The organism is Actinocrispum wychmicini, assembly GCF_004345645.1.
GTDB classification, from domain to species: Bacteria; Actinomycetota; Actinomycetes; order Mycobacteriales; family Pseudonocardiaceae; genus Kibdelosporangium; species Kibdelosporangium wychmicini.
Genome location: NZ_SLWS01000007.1, coordinates 617,533 through 638,400, shown reverse-complemented (window position 1 = coordinate 638,400; position 20,868 = coordinate 617,533). Strand labels below are relative to the sequence as shown.

Below are 20,868 nucleotides of genomic sequence, written 5' to 3'. Positions count from 1 at the left end.
CGATACTGAGACGATGACGAGGTTCGTGGGCCGGGCGGGTGAGTTCGCCGCGCTGATGGACCTGCTGGACCGGGCTGGCCGGGGCGGCACCGGGTTCGCCCTGGTCAGTGGCGAACCCGGAATGGGCAAGACCCGTCTGATGACCGAACTGGGCCGGACCGCCGGGAGTCGTGGCTGGACAGTCCGGCGCGGGCGGGCGTCCGATGAGGACGGTGCGCCGGGCTTTTGGCTGTGGCGCCAGGTTCTTGAGTTCGCCACGGGTGACGCGCCGGTCAGCGCCGAACAGCGGTTCGCGGTGTTCGACCGGATCGGCCGGTCGCTCGCGGCGACGCCCACGCCCACTCTCATCGTGCTGGACGACCTGCACTGGGCCGACGCCGGGTCGCTTGCGTTGTTCGAACACCTGGTCCGAGGCCAGTACGACGGCCGGTTGATGATCGTCGGCGGGCTGCGCCCGGCCGAGTTCGCGACGCGGGCGCACGGCAACCGGCTACGGGCCCTCGTCGGGCGACATGACAACGGCGTCGAACTGCGGCTGACCGGCTTGTCCACCGCCGAGGTCGGCGCGTTGCTGGGCAACCAGCCGGACGCCGAGGCTGTCCGCGCCCGCACGCTGGGCAACCCCCTGTTCGTCCTGGAGGTCGGCCGGCTGGCCGCGGACGAACCGCTGCCCGAGGTCATCCGGGACGCCATCCACCAGCACCTCGCTGTCCTCGACGCGGACTGTCTCCGCACGTTGACCACCGCGGCGGTGATGGGTTCGGTGATCGATGTCGACGCGCTGGCCATGATCACCGATGCGGACGTCCGGACTGTACTGTCGCATGTGGATCACGCGGTCGCAGCCGGCGTGCTGACCTCGGAACGCGAGTTCCAGCACGACCTGTTCCAGGAGGCACTGCGCCTCGATCTGTCCATATCGGACAGGTCGGCGATCCATCTGCGGGTCGCGGAGTGCCTGCCCGAGTCGCGGCTCGCGGAGATCGCCCGCCATCGGCTGGCGGCGTTGCCGCTCGGCGACGCGGCATTGGCGTGCGCGAGCGCTCGGGCCGCAGGCCACGCCGCGCTCGCGGACCTGGCCTTCGAGAACGCGGCCGGCCTGTTCGACCGCGCGCTCGCCGCGGCACCCGACGACCTGCCATCGGCCGCACGCTGCGCCTTGCTCATCGATGCGAGCCGGTCGCACTTCTTCCAGGGCGACACGGCCGGAGCGCAGCAGCGGTGCGTGTCCGCTGCCCAACTCGCCCAACGCACCGGCGACGCCGAGCACCTCGGTCGGGTGGCCCTGGCCCTGCCCGAGGTGTCCGACCCGGCCTGGGTGCCCCTGGTCGAGGCATGGTGCGAGCAAGCCCTCAACGGCCTGCCGCCCGATGACAGCTCGCTGCGCGCCCAGGTGCTCGCCCAGTACGCGCTGACCCTCGTGCATCGGGACGACCCCGAGCGGATCATCGCCGTGAGTGACGCGGCCTACGCGATGGCTCGCCGCCTCGACGACACGGTCGCGACGCGGATCGCCTTGCGTGCGAAGCAACTTGCCCATTCCGCTGCACACGGCCACCTGGAGCGACTGTCCGTCGGTTCAGAAATGGTGACGCTTGGCCGGGTCACCGGTGATCTCGACGCGATGTTCTGGGGTCATCTGTGGCGGTTCGACGCCATGGTGCAGGCCGGTCGGGTCCCAGCCGCCGACGCGGAGGTCGCCATGGTCGAGCCGGTCGCCGCCCGGCTGGGCAACCCCAGCGTCCGGTGGCAGCTGGTGCGCAGCCGGAACGCCCTCGCGGTGGCGCGGGGACGGTTCACCGTCGCCGCCCGGCTGATCGACGAGATCCGGCTGCTCAGGCCGCAGAGCGTGTTCTGGGCCGGGCAGTCGATGCTGCTGAGCAGGTTGACCGGCGACCACGTCGACCCGGACAGCTGGGAGCTGCCGCCGGCCGACCACCCCCTTGGCGTGGCAAGCCAGTTCCTGCACACCGCGCCATGGCTGCTCGCGTTCGGTCGCACGGATGAGGCCGCCGATATCTATCAGCGTTTTCCCACGACGATCCGACTGCCGCAGTACATGGCCCTGCTGGTCACCGCGGTACACGGCGCGACCGCGGCGGCGCTCGGCGACAAGGCCGCCGCCAGCCGGGACTACGAGGCGCTTTCGCCGCATGCCGACCTGCACGTGACCACCGGCGCCGGCCTGCAGATCACCCTCGGCTCCACGCACCACTACCTGGGACTCACCGCCGAAGGGGACACCGCGATCGACCACTTCCGCGCGGCTGTGGCGGCCAACGACGAGGCCGGCCTGTTGCCGTACGCGGCCCAGTCGCGGTACGAGCTGGCGCGGGCGTTGTGCGAGAAAGGCGCCAGCGGCGAGGCGAGACAGCACGTCCGAGCCGCGGCGGCCACCGCCAAGCGGCTGGGTATGCTCCTCCTCGCCGGCCAAGTGTCCGCATTGGACAGCCGGCTGGCCGACCACCCGCTGACGCCACGGCAGGTCGAAGTGGCCGGGCTGGTCGCCAAGGGATACACCAACAAGCAGCTGGCGGCCGCCCTGCACATCGCCGAACGCACCGCCGAGAGCCACGTCCAGAACATCATGACCACCCTGGGCTTCCAGTCCCGCAGCCAGATCGCCACCTGGAGCACCCAGCACCAGGGCCCGCCCCGGTAGCTCCTCGCCGCCCACGACCTCGACCGGCGCCGACGTCACCGGCTAAGCTCCGTCCGTGTCGGAGAACGACAGTGTGGAGAAGGAAGAGCCGGCTCCTGAGGTGGACGACGCCTGGGTTCCACTGCCGTCGAAGCGCCGGCTCCGTGGCGGTCGACGGCCGAGCGGCCAGGAGTCCCAGCCGGAGGTCCCGGGGGACGACAGGTGAGCGACGACGCGGTGTTTCCGGAGTTCGTCAAGGATCTGCTCGCCGTTGAGGACAAGCGGCGCGAGACGCTGGAGGCACGCGGCGCTTCTGTGATCACTGTGTCGGGGACACTTGTCACGTTGCTGGTCGCGTTGGGTGCGTTTGTGCCCAACCGGCAGGGCTTCGTGTTGCCCGACACGACCAGGGCGCCGCTCTCGGTCGCGGTGATCGCGTTCGTGGTGGCGGCGCTGCTCGGTATCGCGACGTACGTACCGCAGCGGGTTCGCCTGACCGACCCGAACGCGCTGGCAGAGCTGCTGCCGGGATATTGGCCCAAGGGCAGGGAATTCGCGTTGAAGAAGGTCACAGCGACCAGGCTTGAGCAGTTGACCGTACTGCAGAAAGGCAACGACTGGAAGGCGCGGGCGCTGCTCGCGGCGGTTGTCGGGCAGGTGGTGGCGGTCGGCGCCCTGGCCTGGGCCGTGCTGGTGATTCTGTGACCAGCGTCGAGGCGTTCGTGTCCATGGCGCTCACCGACCCGAAACGGCTTTACGAGGACATCGACGCCATGGAGTCGGTGTCGCTGGAGTTCGCGAACGACGTGGCGCTGAGTGGATACGCGGCCCTCGACGCCGGTGATCTCTGGCGGGCCAGAGCCGCTTTCACGTTCGCCGGGACGCTGTATCTGAAGATCCAGGACTTGCCGCGCGTGGTGTACACCGGAATCAAGCGCACCGAGATCGACAAGGTGCTCGCTGAAACCGAAGAGGAGCACGAGACCGCGCGGCTGTCCGCACTCGCGATGGCCGGCGCCGCCCGGCGGATGCGGCTCGCCGACCTGATGTTCGCGGCTCGGGTCGTCGCGGCCGACAGCGCCTACTTCGCCGCACAGGCATGTGACCAGGCACGCAACCAGGAGGGTTACCGTAAATGGCTCCTGGTTGCCGCGCAGGACTGCGTCGAGGCGCTCGAGTTGATGGAGGCCTCGTCGAGCGAGAACCAGAGCCTGGCCCTGATCTCGCTGGTGACCGCCACCGTGCAGGAGGCGTCGACGACGATCTTGTTCGCGGACGCCCAGCCGGCGATGGACCGGGCGCTCCGCGCGATCGCTCTTGCCGTTGAGGCCTTCGTGCCACCCGGGACGGAGTCGTCCAACATCGAGGGACGCCAGGATGACTCCGCGCGGATCCTGGCTCGCCTGTCCTACGAGCGGGGGAGTCCCGACATCGGGCGGGCCAGGCTGACGTCCGTTGTCGAGCGTGCCGAGCGAAAGGGCGACCTGGACACGTTCATGGTCGCCATGTCGGCCCTGTACAAGGGGGAGCGGTCCGCGTACCGCCTCAGCGATGACCTGACCGAGGTACGGAACCGGTTCGTGGACGCCATCGACGAGTACCGGCGGCGGCCGAGGTCCCTGGCGGCCCGACTGTGGGCCGCCCAGCGACTGGATGACCTGAGCGGCGAGCTGGTGTCCGACGAGTTCTCCCGGCTCGTCGGCCGGGACGTCGGCCGAAGTCACCGGGCGATCGAGATCATGAAGGCCCGGACCCTCCTGGACGAGATGGCGGGACTGCGGCGGATCCCGCCGGATCCGGCGGTGCGAAGCCGGCTCGCGAGCCTTGAGGCCCGGGTGTTGAACCTGGCGGCGCCGCCCTCCCTGGACGACGCCGTCGGTGACGTGGTTCGGTTGGTGAGCAGGTTGCCGATCGGTACTCTCGGGCAATCGGCCCACCAACCGGACGGCTTGACCGAGCTGGAAGACCTCTATGCGCGGCACGATGCCGGATTCGTCGACAGCGCGCCAGTCGCCGACCTGGACGAAGTCATCGACGCGCTGGGGCCCCGGGAGGCGGTCCTCAGCTATCACATCCCGTACGACGCCCGCGACCCCGCGGCCACGCTCCTCATCCTGATGATCTCGAAGCAGGGTGCGCTGCCGATTCACCTGCCGCTGCTCTTTTCGGAAGACCAACAACAGTTCATCGGCCGTGTTCAGGTCGACGGCCAGCAACCAGTGGATTCCAGCCCATTCGGTGAGCTGATCCTGAACACCCGAATCGCGATCCAGGAAGGCCGTGACGAAACCGCGGCCCGCTGTCTCGCGCAACTGCATCGAATTCTCATCACCCCGCTGGTCGAGGTCGGCTTCGAGATCAGTGAACATGACACGCTGTACATCGCCCCGCACGGCATCCTGCATGCCGTGCCGTTCGCGGCGCTGCGAACCCCGGAGGGTCGGTTCCTCGCCGAGGATGTCGCGACCGTCGTCGTGCCGAGTGCGTCGGTCTGGGCCGCGCTACGCCGGCGACCAGCGACTCGGCCCGCCAGTTTCCTCGGGTTCGCCAATCCCGTGCTCGAGGACTTCGATCCGCTGCCCGAGAGCGAGACCGAGGTGGACGCGATCGCGGCCGGCCTGACCGGCCTGGACATCGTCGTCCACAAAGGAGGCAACGCCAGCGAAACGGCGTTGTGGCGGGACCTACCCGGTCGGGGGATCGTCCACCTGGCGACGCACGGCGAGTTCCCCCAGGCCAACGTGATGAACATGCATCGCGTCCTGCTCACGCCAGGCGGCGGGCACGACGGTCACGTCAACGCCGAGGAACTGCGTGTGATGGACCTCAGCGCGGCCGAGTTGGTCGTCCTGAGCATCTGCAACGGCGGCGTGTACCGGTTCGGTCCCGGCGACGAGCCATACGGACTGCTCTCCGCGATGCTCGCCGCAGGCGCCCGCAACATCGTCGGACCCGCCTGGGCCATCGACGACACCCAGGCGCGCCTGCTGATCACCGAGTTCTACCAGTGGTTGATGACGCGGGGACCGGCCGAGGCCCTGCGGCACGCCGCCGTCAGTCGGATGCGGGCGGGCGCGGAGATCCGGGACTGGGCCGGGTTCGTGCTCTTCGGAGCCGGAACCTGGCAGGTCGACACCATCTGAGTGCCGGACCCCAGTGGGGTCCGGCTTGGTCAGAACCCTCCTGTTGTCGTCGTTCCGCCGCCCGACGCCGGGGTGCTGAACGTCGTGTTGGCGCCCGGTTGCCACGCGTCCGCGGTGTCCGGGTAGTTCGCCTCCTGGCGCTTGACGCACTTCCAGTCCACTGTGGAGTTAGGCGGCAGGCCGGTCACCGTGCCGGTCCAGGTCGGGTAGGCGGTCGGCGACAGCTTCACCGCGCTCGCCACCGACCACTGGCCCAGCTGCGGCGCGCTGCCCACCGCGTACACCGACTGGCCGGACACTGTCGTGCCGTTGGTGCACGTGAAGGTCGCCGACACCGGGGCCTGGCCCAGGGTGAACTGGAACGTCTTCGCCGATGACCCCGCCACGGCAGCCGACTTCGCCACCACCAGGTTGCCACCCGCGTTGTACCAACCGGAGCCGGCCGCGTCGAAGGCCGCCTTCGTCGGGTACTGGGTCAGTGCCACGCCACCGAGGGTCACCGCTGACGCCTGGGTGTCCGTCGCCAGCTCGACTACATTGGACCGAGAAGCCGGGGCGCCCGGGTACGTCCCGGACGACGCGGCCACTGTCACCGTGGCCGTCGAGCCGGAACGTTGCTGGCTCAGCAGCGTGGTGCGCTTCGCGCCGGCCTGGTAGCCGGTGCTCGTGCCGTCGTCCTCCGCCAGGGTGAAGTTGGACGCTGTCGGGTCCGCGTACACCCGCACCACCAGTTCGTCCCGGGTCGAGCCGTCCGCCCGCTTGCCCGCCACGTTCATGGTCTGGCCGTCCACGTACATCTTCGGCAGGATCGCGCCGCCTCGGGCGTACGTCGGCAGGGTGAAGTTCCCGTTGCGCCACAAAGGCACGTCGTTGACCCACTGTCCAGTTGAGACTATCTGGGTGTTCGTGTGGTAGTCCCACCACGTGCCGGCGGGCAGGTACATGTTCCGCGACCGCTGGCCGGCGCCGGCCACGACACCGACAAGCAGGTCACGGCCGATCATCTTCTCGTGACCCATCGTGCGGACGTTCGGGTCGTTCTGGTAGTAGTACACGAGCGGTGGCACCAGTGGGTCGCCGTCCGTGTACGCCTTGTGCGCCAACGAGTAGTAGTACGGTGTCAGCTCGTACCGGCGGTCCAGGTTCACCCGGTTGCTGGCCACGTTGCCGATGCTGTCCGGCGCCGTCTTGTAACAGTTGCACAGGTTCTCGGTGTGCGGCCGGACCGGCACGTCGAACCAGGCCGAGTTCGCCAGCCACTGGGTGTACAGCTCGTTCAGGTCCGAGTTCAGCATCTCGCGCCGGAACCCGCCGATGTCCGAGCCGTAGTAGTCGATCCCGGACATCGACATCTGCATCTGGGCGTTCTGCTGCGCCGCCAGCGCGGTCAGCTTCGACCCGATGTCACCCGACCAGATCGCCGCGCCGGTCCGCTGGATGCCGCCGGCGCCGGACCGGGCCAGCAGGAACGGCCGCTTGGTCTCGGCGTTGTCCGCGTAGCCCTTCGCGATCGACAGCGCCCACTCCAGGTTGTACATGTTGTGGTAGTCGGCGTGCGCGTGCTTGCCGGGCAGGACACCCGCGGTCCAGTCGTTGCTGTCGTACATCTCTGGCTCGCCCAGGTCCAGCCAGTGACCCGTGACGCCTTCGTCGACCAGGTGTTTACGCTGGTTGTTGTGCCAGCGCGCACCGGCCGCTTGCTGCGTCCAGTCGATCATGCCGCCGCGGCCCCACCAGTCGTTGCCGGTCAGGTACACCGGCGCGCAGGTCGAGCAGGCGGCCCGGACGAGGTACCCGTTGGCGGCCATGTCCGCGTGCTGCGGCTGGTTCTTCCCGATGTAGGACTCCTCGATCGGGATCACACCGACCCCGTTGGTCGAGCCCAGCGACGCGATCTTCGCCGCCGGATTCGGGAAGTTGGTGGTGTCCCAACTCAACGTGCCCATCCGGGTGTTGTCCGAGCCGGCCGTCACCCCGCCGAACCAGTTCACGTCCAGCATCACGCCGTCGGTGGGGAACTGGTTGGTGCGCAGTGACGACAGCACACCGTCCACTTCGGACCAGTTGTCGTAGCCGAACTCGGACATCCACAGGCCGAACGCCTTCTTCGGCGGCACCGGCGCGTGGCCGGTCAGCTCAAGGTAATCCTTGCGCAGGTCCGGCAGGTTGGGGCCGCTCATCACGTACCAGCGCAGCTGGTCACCCCAGGTGTCCATGGTCCACGGATCGCCGGTGAGGTTCCACTCCTGTTTGTACACCTGGTCGACGAACACCCCGTAGTTGGTGTTGTTCGCGCCGACCGCGAACAACACCGGGATCTGGGCGTTGCCGACAGGTCCGTTGTCGGTGTCGTACACCATGGCGTTGCCGTAGTTGCCACCCGGTGTCCGGCTGCGGCCGACCCAGTCGCCGTCCGCGCTGCCGCCCATGAGGAACTGTTCACCGAGGCCGTACGCGTTCTGCATCGACGACTTCGTGAACGACAGGCCCTTCCATGCCTGCGTGAGGTTCCTCGGGCACTGCGTGGTCAGCAGCAGGTTCGGGCTCCGCGCTGTGTCGTACACCGTGGCGCACAACGTTGAGGTGTTGACCTCGACGCGGATCCCCGGTGTGGTCAGGATCCCGCCGTTCTGAGTCAAACTCGTTGGGCCGGAGTAGTTGGTCTTGGCGACCTGGTGGGTGGTGAACAGCGCCGAGCCGGTGCCCGGACCACTGCCCACCCCGGTCTCGAAGTGCACCAGGTCGTCGTCGAGGAACTCGACGACCAGGTAGTTGCCGCCAGCGGTGAACTGCACGCGCTGCACCGCGGCCGAAGCCTGCGGCACGATCGCGACCAGGCCGGCCGCCACCAGCACCAACGTCAGCAGTATTCGTCTCATGGTCTGGCCACCGTCACGTTGTCGAGGTTGATGGCGCCGGTGTTCCCGGAGTCGTACGACAACCGGATCGCGTGTTTCCCGGCTGTCAGTGAGGTTGTGAGCGTCGCCGTGCCCCACGTGTCCCAGTTCGCGGTCGGCGGCAACGAGATCGTGCCGGCCGACACACCGTCCACATAGACCGTTCGGGTCGCGGCCGCACCAGAGCCGTTGGCGTAGCGGAACTTCAAGTTGTGCGAGCCGCTGACGCTGTTGACGTCCACGCTCACCGAGCTGCCCGCCGCGGTGAACCCGTCGACGAAGCCGGTGCCGGTGTAACCGGGGTGGTTGGTGTTGGTCGTCACGCCTGTGTTGGTGCCGAACTCCGCCTCGTACGCGGCCTTGTCGACCCCGTTGAGCACTACGGAACGCGCCGACGCGCTGCTCGCCACCTTGACGTACGTCAACTGCTGCACCGGGTCCCAGTACCAGCCCTCGGCCGCCGCGGACAGCGCGGCCACCGAAGCCTGCTCGGTCAGTCCGGTCCCGCCCCGGGTCACTGAGGTCGGCTTGGTCGACGCGACCTGCAGCGTCGACGTGGTCGTCAGCGGCGGCACACTCACCGTGGCGGTGTGCGTGCCGAACGACTCGGTCGACGTGAACGTCCGGGTCGCGTTGGCCGAGTCCTCGAAGTAGTCGTAGCTCGACGTGCCCGACGGGTAGATCCGGAACACCAGGTTCGGGTAGCTGGTCACGCTGTTGCTGATGGTGCCGCCCAGCTCGTAGTTCGCGTTGAGGTTGAGCGGGACGATCGCGCCTGCCTTGGCGTACACCGGGATCGAGTCGGTACCCGCGTTGTACGTCTTGGTGCCCGGCCCTTGCGCGCGGCCGCCGTTGAAGAAGTCGTACCACTCACCGGCGGGCAGGTACACGTTCTTCGACGTGGCGCCCTGCGTGGTGATCGGCGCGACAAGCAACTGGCGGCCGAACATGTACTGCTGGTCCTGCGCGGCGGCCGTCGCGTCCGAGCCGTACTGGACGCTCATCGCCTGCATCATCGGCAGACCGGTGTTCGCCGAGTTGCGCCCTTCCGTGTAGAGGTACGGGATCAGGTTCATCCGGACGTTGGCGAACTTGCGGAACGTCGGGACGACGCTCGTGTCGCCGGTACGGGCCTGCACGTTCCATGGCGTGCGCGCCTCCGACGGCGACGGGTTCGACTTCTCCGAGTGGTACTGCATGATCGGCGCGAACGTGGCCATCGCGGCCGACCGCAGGTACAGCTCGGAGCTGGGGAAGCTGCCGGTGAACCCGGCCAGGTCCCACGCCCAGAACGGGACACCGGACTGGCCGGCGCTGATGCCCGCCTTGACGGCCTCCTGGAACGCGCCGAACGTGGACGCCTGGTCACCCGCCCAGAAGATCGAGTTGCCCTGCGCGCCCGCGGTCCCGGCCCGGCTGAACTGCACGCCGTTGCCGCCGGTCTTCGAGTTGATGTACGCGTTGTACGAGCCCGTGTACGAATTCGGGTAGGCGTTGTGCAGCTCGTCGCCCTTGCGGCCGTCGCCAGCGGTCACGTTGCGGCCGAAGACCGACTCGCTGCCGTCGGTCTTGAAGCCGTCGATGCCGACGTCGTCGAACAGGTACTGGCGTTTGCTCATCCACCAGTTCGTGGCCGCGCTCTTGGTGAAGTCCGGCACGGTGCTGTCGCCGAACCACTGTCCAGTCGGGATTCGATATGGGCCGCCCGCGCCGTCACCGAGCACATAACCCTGGGCGGCGGCGTAGTCGCGGTCGTTGATGTGCTGCTGCGGCGCGGTCGACGGGTTGGTGTCGAAGTTCTGCTTCAGCACCGGGATCTGCCACAGGACCATCTTGACGTTCTGGTTGTGCGCCGCGGTGACCATGGCCTTAGGGTTCGACCACTCCGTGCCCGAAGGGAACGTCAGGTCCGCATAGGACAGTGCCTGGCCGCCCGGCTTCGGCGTGTAGGTCGCGCCGTGCCACAGGTAGAACGTGGCCTCGTCGCTCCACTGCTCCAGCACCATGGCCGAGGTCGGGATGTTGTTGGTGGTGACGTTGTTCAGCTCGGTCATCACCTCGGCCTGGGTGTTCCACTCGTTGGCCGACATCCACAGGCCGAACGCCCACTTCGGCGGCAGTTGCGGCCGGGCGGTCGTGGCGGTGTACTTGTCCAGGATCTCGGCCCTGCTGCCGGTGTAGAAGTAGTAGTCGGCGGTCGAGTTCAGCGCGCCCGAGGTGTCCACTGTGAACCCGGCCATGTCGGACAGGTACGTGCCGAGGTTGAAGATCGAGTAGCGGGTGCTCGGCAGGTACACGCCGTAGCCGGCCGAGTTGGTGAAGAACGGCACCGAGAGGTACGTCCGGTGGTTCGCGCCCTGGTCCTGGTACTGGTTGTAGACGTAGTTGTGCACGTCCTTGCCGCGCTGGTCCAGGGAGTCGTAGCGCTCGCCGAAGCCCTCGAACCGCTCACCGGCCGGCGTGTACCAGTGGTCCTCGATCTTGGTGACCGTGGTGGCGCCGTCGCTCAGCCAGCCGACGTTACGGAACGTCGCCGGGTCGTACTGGCGTGCGATCAGCGTGGTCCCGTCCGCTTTGTACACCGCCACCCGGTACGGCGACTTCTGGATCTTCACCTGGACGCCGGTGGTGGCGAGGGTGAGGGTGCCGGCACTGTCGGTCACCGTGTAGGACGACGAGCCGGTGATGTTCAGCCCGTTGCCGCTCGGCGCGATCTGCGTGCGGAACCGGTCCACGGCAGGGAAGGCGAACCGGATCTTCGGGGTGAAGCTGCCCGCGGTGTCGCCGGTCGTCACGTCCACCGACGTGCCGTTGTTGACGTACCCCGTGACGTTCGACGGCCCGCTCCACGACGTGACCGCGAACGAGAACGGGCCGACGGTCCGCTCACCTGAACCGTCCACATTGGCGTGAACGGTGTACGCGATCTGGTCGCCGCGGGCGAAGCTGCCCATCGACAGCGTCCAGTACGTGTTGTTGCCGCTGTTGTAGTCCCACGCCGCGCCGATCGGTGTCTGGGCGGCGCCGTTCTTCGTCCAGGTGATCCACGTCGTCTGTCCGGAGGAGACCGGCCACGTGGTGGCCTTCAGCACGACGTTCTGGCCGGCCACCGGGTCGCGGGGCGCCCGCTCGGTCGGCTGCGTGCCGTACAGCTCATCGAAGCCGTACGGCGTGTGGTAGACACCGGTCAGCACGCCCGCTGACGCCACCGGTGCGGTGACGACGCTGAGCACGAGCACCGCCACGGCCAGGAACGCCCTGGCCGGCCAAGATCTTCTCATGTTCGACCCGCATTCTCCCGGCGTCGTCGCCGGGGTCGATCAGCCCGCCGTCCGCGCGGTGAGCGAGGGGCGCCCGGCCTCGTCCGGCCGGAGGTTCGGCTGGAACAGTTCGCCGAGGAACATGCCGGCGGCGCCCTGTGCCCACGCCTCGTCGTCCCAGGTGTCCACAATGGTCTCCAGGCCGTGCTGGAGGCCGTCGAACACCGCCAGCGACAGCGCCCGGTCGAAGTCCGGCCGGAACAGGTCGCTGACCCTCGTGCCTTCGCCGGCCAGGACGACCAGCCTCGGGTTCAGGAGGTTCACCAGGTTGCCCACCGCGGTGCCGAGCAGACGCCCGACCGCGCGGAAGATCTCTTGTACGGCGGGATTTCCCTGCCGCGCGACGGCAGCGGCCTCGTCGAGGTCGACCGTCCGACCGAGCACGGCGGACGCCTGGGCCCGCAGTGCCGGCTCGCCGATCAGCGCTTCGAGGCAGCCGTGGCCGCCGCACGCGCACCGCGGCCCGTCCGGCACGACCTTGGTGTGGCCGAACTCGCCGGCGCCGCCGGTCGCGCCACGGTAGAGCCGGCCGTCCAACACCAGGCCGAGACCCACACCGCGACCGATGCTGACCACCAGAACGTCGTCCACGCCGCGGCCCGCGCCGAACCATTTCTCGTTGGCCACCAACGTGTTCACGTCGTTGTCCAGCACGACCGGCAGCCCGACCCTGGCCGCGAGCAGGCCCGTGAGGTCCACGTCGTGCCAGTCGGAGTACGTCGCGTGCCGCACGACCCCGCTGGCCCGGTCGACCACGCCCGCCATACCCACCCCGACGCCGTGGACCAGCCGACCGTGGGCAGCCTCTCGCACGCGCTCCACTGCTGCGGCGACCGCGTCGACCACGGTTCCGACCGACGTGTCGGGCACGGCCGTCACGTCCCGCGCGACGATCGTCGCCTCCATGTCGGTGAGCACGGCGATGACCCGTGTCTCGGTCAGCTTGATGCCGACGACGTAGCCGGCGTCCGGCTTGAGCGCGAGCAGGACCGGGCGGCGACCGCCCGCGGACCGGCCGGTGGCTCGTTCCTCGACTATCCCCGTGCTGAGGAGTTCGCTCACGATCTCGGAGATGGTCGGCAGGCTCAGACCGGTGCGTTTGGCCAGGTCAGTGCGGGACTGCAGGGGCTGTGCGCGGAGCTCGCCCAGCACAAGCGCGGCATTGATCTCACGGATCAACGCCTTGCTCCCGGCCCGCATCGGCTGCATCGCACCCCTTACTAAGGTCACCGAAGTAAGTTCGCCGTGATCACGGTAACTCTCGGCCCGGGGGAGAGGCAACCGCTGAACGGACGATCTTGACAGTGGGACCCGAGAGGCTTAGTTTGCCACTAACTTTAGTACCGAATTAAGGGTGGCTCAGCGGTGAGTGTGTCCGGTCCTGTCCCTCGTGGCGACCTTGTGCCAGCGGGGATCCTGGGTCTGCTCGGCACCCAGGGCCCGATCTCGCGAGCGGACATCGCCAGGTCGACCGGGCTTTCGCCGGCCACGATCACCCAGGTGACCAAGGACCTGCTGGCGCGCGGCCTGGTCGAGGAGCTGGCTTCGGTGCCGTCGCGCGGCGGCCGGCCCGCCCGGTTGCTGGGCCTGGTGGCGCGGACCGGGATGGCGCTCGGCGCGAAGGTGACGGCCGACCACGTCGCCCTGGTGACGGTGGAACTGGACGGTTCGGTCCGAACGTCCACAGTGCACCCGTTCGACCCACGTGACCCGTCGTCGATCGGTGCGATTCTGGCGACCGCCCTCGACGGCTTGGTGCTGGGCGTCGGCGTCGGGGTGCCCGGCTCGGTGGACGCGCAGGCGTCCGGGGTGGTCGACGCGCCGACGCTCGGCTGGCATGACGTGAAACTGGGGCAGCGGCTGCGCGACCGGCTCGGCGTGCCGGTGCTGGTGGACAACGACGTGAACACCCTCGCCGCCGCGGAACGGCTCTACGGCGTCGGCCGGCAGCACTCGTCGTACCTGGTGGTGACGATCGGGCGCGGTGTCGGCTGCGGCATCGTCGTCGACGGCGCCATCTACCGGGGCGCGGCGGGCGGCGCGGGGGAGATCGGGCACATCCCGCTGACCGACGACGGCCCTCGCTGCGGCTGCGGCGCGACGGGCTGCCTGGAGGCGTACATCGGCTCGGCCGGTTTGCTGCGGACGGCGCGGGCCAGTGGTGTGGTCGGCCCGCGCGGCCGGCTGTCCACGCTGCTGAAGGCGGCCCGTGACGGCGACCAGGCCGCGCGTGCGGTGTACGCGGAAGCTGGGCGGCTGCTCGGCCGGACGCTGGCCGGCGTGGTGCACACGGTCGACCCGGAAGTGGTGGTGCTGATGGGCGAAGGCGTCGACGCGTGGGAGTTCTGGCAGCCCGGCTTCGAGCCCGCGCTGCGTAACCGGCTGCTTCCGGCCCGTCGCGACCTCTCGGTCGTGGTCGAGCCGTGGAGCGAGGACCAGTGGGCAAGGGGTGCCGCGTCGCTCGTGCTGGTCTCGCCGTTCGACTCGGCCGGCACGGGCGGCGAGCAGAGCCGCATGGTGCGTGACCGGCTCGGCGCGACCGAAGGGGGTGCCCGGTGACGGCACATCTGGCCGAACCGCGTGCGGCGGCCCCCGTCTCGCGCCCAGCCGTGCGCCGGACCAAACCCCGCCGGTCGTGGAAACACTACGGCTGGGTGCTGTTCTTCCTGCTGCCCAGCGCCGTTCCGCTGGTGCTGTTCACGATCGTGCCGATGGTCTCGTCGATCTGGGTCAGCCTGCACGAGTGGAACCTGATCTCGCGGATGCGGTGGGTCGGCCTGGACAACTACGGCTCGCTGCTCATCGACCCCAAGACCGGCCGGATCTTCCTGAACACGCTCCTCTACGTCGCCGGGTACCTGCCGTTGGTGTACGTCGGCGGGCTCGGCCTGGCGATGGCGCTCAACCGGAAACTGCCCGCCCGCGCGTTCCTGCGGGCCACCTACTTCCTGCCGGTGGTCACGAGCTGGGTGGTGGTCGCGCTCGTCTGGAAGTGGTTGCTGAACCCCTCGAACGGGCTGGTCAACAAGATCCTCGGCGCGGTCGGGCTCGGGCAGCCGGGCTGGTGGACCGATCCGGACTGGGCGTTGGTGTCGGTCATCCTCGCGTCGGCGTGGAAGGACCTCGGGTTCGTCATGGTCATCCTGCTCGCCGGGCTGCAGGCCATCCCGAAGGACCTGCATGAAGCGGCCATTGTGGACGGTGCGGGCCCGTGGCAGCGCTTCTGGCGCATCACGCTCCCGCTGCTGACCCCGTCCACGTTCTTCGTCGTGGTCATCTCGCTCATCAACGGGTTCCAGGTGTTCGACCAGGTGTACGTGATGACCGGCGGCGGGCCGGGTGGGGCGAGCCAGGTGGTGGTCGGGCAGATCTACGACCTCACGTTCCGGTACGGCCGGGCCGGTGAGGCGTCCGCCTTGTCGTGGCTGCTGTTCGCGATCATCCTCGTCGTCACGGTCATCCAGATCCGGGGGCAGCGCAAGTGGGTGCACTATGCGTAAGGCCGCGCTGTACCTCTCCGTCCTCGTCGGCGCCGTGATCATGCTGTTCCCGTTCCTATGGACGGTGATCACCTCGATCACGCCGAAGGGTTCGCTCGCCGGCGGGCCGACCCTGCTGGTCAAGGACCCGACCCTGGACGCCTACCGGACGCTGCTCGACGCCGTGCCGATGTGGCGGATCATGCTGAACTCGTTCGGCATCGCGATCGCCGCGACCGTGCTGCAGCTGGTCACCGGTGCCATGGCGGGTTACGCGTTCGCGCGTCTTCCCTTCCGTGGCAAGAACATCGTGTTCGCCGGTTACCTGGCGACGCTGATGATCCCGTTGCAGGTCCTGGTCGTGCCGCTGTTCATCGAGATGAAGACCTTCCAGCTCAACGACACGTACATCGCCCTGCTGGCGCCGGGCATCGCCTCGGCGTTCGGCGTCTTCCTGCTGCGGCAGGCGATCGCGGGCGTGCCGGCCGAGCTGGACGAGGCGGCCACTTTGGACGGTGCCGGGCATCTGCGGATCTTCGCGACCATCGTGGTGCCGCTGATCCGGCCGACCCTGGCCACCGTCGGCGTGTTCGCGTTCATGTCCAGCTGGAACAGCTTCCTCTGGCCATTGGTCGTGATCCGCTCGCCCGAGTTCATGACCCTGCCGCTCGGCCTCTCGACCCTGCAAGGGCAGTTCACCACGGAATGGGACGTCGTCATGGCCGGCTCGGTCCTGTCGATCGTGCCGATCGCCGTGGTGTACCTCCTCGCCCAGCGCCACATTATCGCCGGTGTCGCAACCACCGGCATCAAGTGAAAGGATCGACCCCATGCGTCTCAGGATCGCGGCCGCCAGTGTGGGCGTGCTCGCGCTCGCGCTCTCCGCGTGCTCCCAGGGTTCCGCGACGGCTCCGAGCCCCTCGGCCGACGGCAAGACCGTTGTGCGGTACATGAACTTCTCGGCGAACAACGGCCACGAGAAGGATCTCGACGCCATCGTGGCGGCGTTCCAGAAAGCGAACGCGGGCATCGAGGTGCAGGTCGAAACCGTGCCGTACGCCAACTACTTCACCAAGCTGCAGACCGCGGTCGCCGGGGGCACGGCGCCCGACGCGTTCGAGCTGAACTACGAGAACTTCGTGACCTACGCCAAGAACGGTTCGCTCGCCGAGCTGTCCGGTGTGGACAAGTCGGCGTACCGGAAGTCCCTTGTAGAGGCATACGCGTCCGACGGAAAGCAGTACGGCCTGCCCGAGTCGTTCTCCAACGTCGTGCTGTTCTACAACAAGAAGCTGTTCAGCGACGCCGGTGTGGCGGCGCCGGCGGCCACGTGGACGTGGGCGGACGAGCAGGCCGCCGCCCAGAAGCTGTCGAACAAGGCCGCCGGTGTGTGGGGCGACTACCAGCCGATGACCTACAACGAGTTCTACAAGGCGCTGGCCCAGACCGGCGGGAAGTTCCTGTCCGACGACGGCAAGCGGGCCACGTTCGACTCGCCCGAAGGACTGCGCGCCGCCAACTGGCTGATCGGCAAGAACGGCAAGACCATGCCGACCGAGGCCGACGGCGCCGGCACGCCGGACTTCGACTCGAAGCTGTTCAAGGACGGCAAACTCGCCATGTGGCACAACGGCATCTGGAACTTCAGCACGCTGAAGGACGTGTCGTTCGACTGGGACGTGGTGGTCGAGCCCGGCGACACCACCAAGGCGTCGGCCATGTTCGTCAACGGGCTGACGGTGTCCTCGGCCAGCAAGAACAAGGACGCCGCCCAGAAGTGGATCAGCTATCTGTCCGCTTCGGACACCACGGCCAAGGTCCGCCTGGACTCGTCGTGGGAGCTGCCGCCGGTCGCCGACCAGAGCAAGCTGGCGTCGTACCTCAGCCAGCCCAAACCGGCGAACCGCAAGGCCGTGTTCGACGCGTTGGAGAACAGTGTGCTGCCGCCGGTGATCAAGCGCCAGCAGGAGATGCAGGACGCGGTCACCAAGGAGCTCGGCGAGGCCGCGGCTGGCCGTAAACCCGTTGCCCAGGCGTTGAAGGACGCGCAGACCGCCGTCAACGGCATGCTCGGCTGACTAGGACGGAATTGATGAAGTTGTCCAGGGGGACTGCTCCGCTCAGCGTCGACGAGCGGACGCGGCTGGTTGATCTCGCCCGGCAGAGCCACGCGGTGATCACGCGGTACCAGGACGTAGGCGGTGCCTACCCGGCGTCGCCGACCTTCTCGGCGTACCGTGGGTTCGCGTGGCTGCGAGACGGCTCGTTCACCGCGGAGGGGATCTCGCGGTACGGCGACGTCGGCTCGGCGAACCGGTTCCACGACTGGTCCGCCCGGGTGCTCACCGCTCGACGGTCCGAAGTGGACTCGTTGGTGGCCGCGCGGGCCGGCGGTGAGCTGCCGCCGGTCGACCGGATGCTGCCGACCCGGTTCACGTTCACCGGCGAGAACGGGTCGGACCCGTGGTGGGACTTCCAGACCGACGGCTACGGCATGTGGCTGTGGTCGGCGGTCACGCACGCGCACCGGCACGGTGTCGACGTGGCCCGCTGGTTGCCCGGGTTCGAGGTCGCCGTCGACTACCTGCTCACCAGCTGGGACCGGCCCTGTTACGACTGGTGGGAGGAACACGTCGAACACCGGCACGTGTCCACGCTCGGCGCGGTCCGCGGCGGGCTCGTTGCCGTCGCGGACCTCCTTGACCCCGGTCGGCGCGGCGCGGCGCTTGCCGTGGCCGATGAGATCCGTGCGCTCGTGCTCACCGACGGTGTGCTGGACGGACATCTCACCAAGTGGCTCGGTTCGTCCACTGTAGACGGTTCGCTGCCGTCATGCGTGGTGCCGTTCGGTTTGGTCGACGGGGACCTCGCCGAGGGAACGCTTGCCGCGGTCGCGGCGTCCCTGGACGTGGACGGCGGCGTGCACCGGTTCACCGACGACGTGTTCTACGGCGGCGGGCAGTGGCTGCTGCTGTCCGCGTTGCTCGGCTGGAACCTCGCCGCCCGCGGCGACCTCGACGGCGCACTGCGGCACCTGCGGTGGATCGCGGCGCAGGCCGACACGAGCGGCCAGATGCCGGAGCAGGTGCCCCACCACCTGCTGCACCCCGGCTCCCGCGACGAGTGGATCGCCCGCTGGGGCACGGTCGCGAGCCCGCTCCTGTGGTCGCACGGCATGTACCTGATCCTGGCCGACGAACTGGGCCTGCTGGAGGACCCCACATGATCACGCACCGGCCGTACGGTGTCGAGCACCCCTACGCCACATCTCCCGACCAACGCGTGCCGGTGCTGCCTCTCGACGGCGAGCGGGTCCGCCTTGGCGTGCTCGCCGCCGACGTCGACGCCGTGACCTGCGAGTTCGACGCGTTTACCCTGCCGATGGCCCGGGTGACTGAGGCGAGCGCGGACGCCGCCGCGCTCGCGGGCGGCGAAGGCCATTTGTCCGCCGCTCAGGCCGGTGCCCTGGGTGGGGCGGGCGGCTGGTCGGTCGAGACTCCGGAGTTGACGGCCGGCAAGACGTATCGGTACCGCTTCCACGCGGGTGGCGTCACCACCGAGTGGTTCGAGGTCTCGCCCGCGCAGTGGACGACTGACCCCGTGGGCACGGTGACCGGCTCGCTCGTCGGCGACGTCGAGTGGCTGGTGTCGGCGGCCGGTGTGCACCGTGCCCGGTTCACGCTGCCCCTCGCGCCCGGCGAGCACGTGGTCGGTTTCGGCGAACGGTACGACGCCGTGGATCAGCGCGGCCGACGGCTCGACGCGGTCGTGTTCGAGCAGTACAAGGCACAGGGCAAGCACGGCAGGACGTACTTGCCGATGCCGTTCGCGCACGTGGTCGGTGGCGCCGGCTGGGGCTTTCACGTCCGTACCTCCCGGCGTACCTGGTACGACGTCGCACTGTCCACACCGGACAAACTGGTCGTCGAGGTCGCGCTGGGCGACAAGCCTGTTGTGGACGTGGCGATCTACCACGGCGACCCGATCGAGGTGCTGCGCGCCTTCCTCGACGAGGTGGGCCGGGCCGAGGAACTGCCGCCGTGGGTGCTTCGCCTGTGGGCGTCCGGCAACGAATGGAACACCCAGGACCTCGTGATGTCCAAAATGGACAGACACGGCGAGCTGGACATCCCGGTCGGCGTGGTGGTGATCGAGGCGTGGAGCGACGAGGAGGGCATCACGATCTTCCGCGACGCCGAGTACGAGATCGGGGATGTGGTCACCGAGTTCACGTACGGCGGGGCGTGGCCGTCGCCCCGGGAGATGATCGCCGAGCTGCACACAAGGGGCATCAAGGTCATCCTGTGGCAGATCCCGTTGCTGAAGACCGATCCAGACCTGGGCGGCCAGGTGCGGGCGGACGCGAAGGCCATGGTCAAGGACGGCCACGCGGTCCTCGAAGCCGACGGAAGTCCGTACCACAACCGGGGTTGGTGGTTCCCGAAGGCGCTGATGCCGGACCTGACGGCCGAACGCACCCGCAAATGGTGGACGGACAAACGCCGTTACCTGGTCGAAGACCTGGACGTCGACGGCTTCAAGACCGACGGCGGCGAACACGCATGGGGCCACGACCTCCGGTACGCGGACGGCCGGCGCGGCGACGAGGGCAACAACCTGTTCCCGGTGCACTACGCCCGTACGTTCGGCGACCTGCTGCGGTCGGCGGGCAAGGCGCCGGTCACGTTCTCCCGAGCGGGTTTCACCGGCTCACAGGCACACGGCATTTTCTGGGCAGGCGACGAGGACTCGACGTGGGAGGCCTTCCGGTCCTCAGTGACCGCCGGCCTGACCGCGGCGGCGTGCGGAATCGTCTACTGGGGCTGGGATCTGGCGGGCTTCTCAGGCCCGGTGCCGGACGCGGAGCTGTACCTGCGGGCCACAGCCGCGTCGACGTTCATGCCGATCATGCAGTACCACTCGGAGTTCAACCACCACCAAACCCCGATCCGTGACCGAACCCCTTGGCACGTCCAGGAGACAACGGGGGACAAGCGCGTGGTGGAAGTGTTCCGTCGCTTCGCGAAGTTGCGTGAACGGCTCGTGGAGTACCTGACCGAACAGGCCCAGGTCACGGTGACGACCGACCGCCCGTTGATGCGCCCGTTGTTCTTCGACCACTCGGATCCAGCGGTGTGGAACCACCCCTCGCAGTACCAGCTCGGCGACGACCTGCTCGTCAACCCGGTGACTTCACCAGGCGTCACAACGTGGACGACATACCTGCCGCCCGGCGAGTGGGTCGACGTGTGGACGGGCGAGCGAGTCACCGACGGCCTGGTGACCCGCGAGGTGCCGATCGATGTAGTGCCGGTGTACTGCCGAGCAGTTGCCTGGCCGGCCCGCTCGGCGCTGTTTCGGTAGCCCAGTGGTAACGGACCTCGGCGG

13 protein-coding genes are annotated in these 20,868 nt (G+C 68.5%); 10 read left to right on the top strand and 3 right to left on the bottom strand.

The genetic code is table 11. The features are described from left to right. The first annotated feature begins 13 nt into the window (after nucleotides 1-13). Genes EV192_RS32775 through EV192_RS32765 form a run of 4 tightly spaced genes read left to right on the top strand, consistent with a single transcriptional unit; the run spans nucleotide 14 to nucleotide 5,784 of the window. Nucleotides 14-2,662: an ATP-binding protein gene (locus EV192_RS32775; RefSeq protein WP_132122345.1), complete on the top strand. Its 2,649-nt coding sequence runs from the start codon at nucleotides 14-16 to the stop codon at nucleotides 2,660-2,662. Nucleotides 2,663-2,717: 55 nt separating this feature from the next. Next, nucleotides 2,718-2,867, top strand: a complete 150-nt coding sequence (locus EV192_RS54235; RefSeq protein WP_165960744.1) for a hypothetical protein — start codon at nucleotides 2,718-2,720, stop codon at nucleotides 2,865-2,867. Further along, nucleotides 2,864-3,346 carry a hypothetical protein gene (locus tag EV192_RS32770; RefSeq protein ID WP_132122343.1) on the top strand — a complete coding sequence of 161 codons (483 nt, stop codon included), beginning with the start codon at nucleotides 2,864-2,866 and terminating at the stop codon, nucleotides 3,344-3,346. The genes EV192_RS54235 and EV192_RS32770 overlap by 4 nt, the downstream gene beginning before the upstream one ends. Beyond that, nucleotides 3,343-5,784, top strand: coding sequence for a CHAT domain-containing protein (locus EV192_RS32765; RefSeq protein ID WP_132122341.1), 2,442 nt, complete (start codon nucleotides 3,343-3,345; stop codon nucleotides 5,782-5,784). Before EV192_RS32770 ends, EV192_RS32765 begins: the two co-directional genes overlap by 4 nt. A 29-nt stretch (nucleotides 5,785-5,813) precedes the next feature. Here the strand turns inward: EV192_RS32765 and EV192_RS32760 are convergent, their stop codons facing one another. The 3 genes from EV192_RS32760 to EV192_RS32750 are packed head-to-tail and all read right to left on the bottom strand — an operon-like array spanning nucleotide 5,814 to nucleotide 13,201. Then, nucleotides 5,814-8,663 carry a TIM-barrel domain-containing protein gene (locus EV192_RS32760; protein WP_132122339.1) on the bottom strand — a complete coding sequence of 950 codons (2,850 nt, stop codon included), beginning with the start codon at nucleotides 8,661-8,663 and terminating at the stop codon, nucleotides 5,814-5,816. After that, entirely contained in the window at nucleotides 8,660-11,962 is a 3,303-nt protein-coding gene (locus EV192_RS32755) for a TIM-barrel domain-containing protein (RefSeq protein ID WP_132122337.1), read from the bottom strand. The genes EV192_RS32760 and EV192_RS32755 overlap by 4 nt, the downstream gene beginning before the upstream one ends. 39 nt (nucleotides 11,963-12,001) lie before the next feature. Further along, on the bottom strand, nucleotides 12,002-13,201 hold the full coding sequence (locus EV192_RS32750) for an ROK family transcriptional regulator (protein ID WP_207926326.1): 1,200 nt from the start codon (nucleotides 13,199-13,201) through the stop codon (nucleotides 12,002-12,004). A gap of 165 nt (nucleotides 13,202-13,366) precedes the next feature. On the opposite strand from EV192_RS32750, the gene EV192_RS32745 reads away from it, so the two are divergent. From EV192_RS32745 to EV192_RS32720, 6 genes are read left to right on the top strand one after another with little or no spacing between them, the layout of a single operon-like run. Next, on the top strand, nucleotides 13,367-14,560 hold the full coding sequence (locus tag EV192_RS32745; protein ID WP_243727223.1) for an ROK family transcriptional regulator: 1,194 nt from the start codon (nucleotides 13,367-13,369) through the stop codon (nucleotides 14,558-14,560). After that, a complete protein-coding gene (locus EV192_RS32740; protein ID WP_207926325.1) occupies nucleotides 14,557-15,501 on the top strand; it encodes a carbohydrate ABC transporter permease in 945 nt (314 codons plus the stop codon). Before EV192_RS32745 ends, EV192_RS32740 begins: the two co-directional genes overlap by 4 nt. After that, entirely contained in the window at nucleotides 15,494-16,297 is an 804-nt protein-coding gene (locus tag EV192_RS32735; protein WP_132122333.1) for a carbohydrate ABC transporter permease, read from the top strand. The genes EV192_RS32740 and EV192_RS32735 overlap by 8 nt, the downstream gene beginning before the upstream one ends. A gap of 13 nt (nucleotides 16,298-16,310) precedes the next feature. Continuing rightward, a complete protein-coding gene (locus EV192_RS32730) occupies nucleotides 16,311-17,558 on the top strand; it encodes an ABC transporter substrate-binding protein (RefSeq protein WP_132122331.1) in 1,248 nt (415 codons plus the stop codon). 14 nt (nucleotides 17,559-17,572) lie between these two features. Further along, a complete protein-coding gene (locus EV192_RS32725) occupies nucleotides 17,573-18,706 on the top strand; it encodes a glycoside hydrolase family 15 protein (protein WP_132122329.1) in 1,134 nt (377 codons plus the stop codon). Beyond that, entirely contained in the window at nucleotides 18,703-20,844 is a 2,142-nt protein-coding gene (locus EV192_RS32720; protein ID WP_132122327.1) for a glycoside hydrolase family 31 protein, read from the top strand. The genes EV192_RS32725 and EV192_RS32720 overlap by 4 nt, the downstream gene beginning before the upstream one ends. Nucleotides 20,845-20,868 lie beyond the last annotated feature (24 nt).

Coding starts and splice junctions, on each gene's coding strand:
- EV192_RS32720 (WP_132122327.1), top strand. CDS start 18,703: ATGATCACGCACCGGCCGTACGGTGTCGAGCACCCCTACGCCACATCT.
- EV192_RS32730 (WP_132122331.1), top strand. CDS start 16,311: ATGCGTCTCAGGATCGCGGCCGCCAGTGTGGGCGTGCTCGCGCTCGCG.
- EV192_RS32750 (WP_207926326.1), bottom strand. CDS start 13,201: ATGCGGGCCGGGAGCAAGGCGTTGATCCGTGAGATCAATGCCGCGCTT.
- EV192_RS32775 (WP_132122345.1), top strand. CDS start 14: ATGACGAGGTTCGTGGGCCGGGCGGGTGAGTTCGCCGCGCTGATGGAC.
- EV192_RS32725 (WP_132122329.1), top strand. CDS start 17,573: ATGAAGTTGTCCAGGGGGACTGCTCCGCTCAGCGTCGACGAGCGGACG.
- EV192_RS32755 (WP_132122337.1), bottom strand. CDS start 11,962: ATGAGAAGATCTTGGCCGGCCAGGGCGTTCCTGGCCGTGGCGGTGCTC.
- EV192_RS32735 (WP_132122333.1), top strand. CDS start 15,494: ATGCGTAAGGCCGCGCTGTACCTCTCCGTCCTCGTCGGCGCCGTGATC.
- EV192_RS32760 (WP_132122339.1), bottom strand. CDS start 8,663: ATGAGACGAATACTGCTGACGTTGGTGCTGGTGGCGGCCGGCCTGGTC.